Source organism: Rhodoferax sp. U2-2l, assembly GCF_020594515.1.
In the GTDB taxonomy this organism is placed as follows: domain Bacteria; phylum Pseudomonadota; class Gammaproteobacteria; order Burkholderiales; family Burkholderiaceae_C; genus Rhodoferax.
Window position 1 is genome coordinate 1 of sequence record NZ_JAJCTH010000047.1, and the last position, 255, is coordinate 255.

General features: G+C 57.3%; 1 protein-coding gene. It reads right to left on the bottom strand.

The features are described 5' to 3' along the window. Positions 1-255, bottom strand: a 255-nt coding sequence (locus LHU53_RS19615) for a transposase (RefSeq protein ID WP_227334470.1), incomplete at both ends; no start/stop codon positions are given.

Consider the following 255-nt stretch of genomic DNA (forward strand, 5'->3'; position numbering starts at 1 on the left):
TGGCACTCTGGATCAGACTCATCACCGCAGCAGCGCGCTTGCCCGCGCGCAGTGAACCGGCAAACAACCAGTTGTTGCGCCCGATGGCAATCGGTCGGATCTGGTTCTCAATATGGTTGTTGTCAATAGGCAGATGCCCATCAGAGAGGAAGCGCGTGAGCGGCCCCCAACGTCTGAGGCTGTAATCAAGCGCCTTGGCCGTAGCCGAGCCATCCGTTATCTTTTGGCGATTCAGCATCAGCCACTGATGCAAAG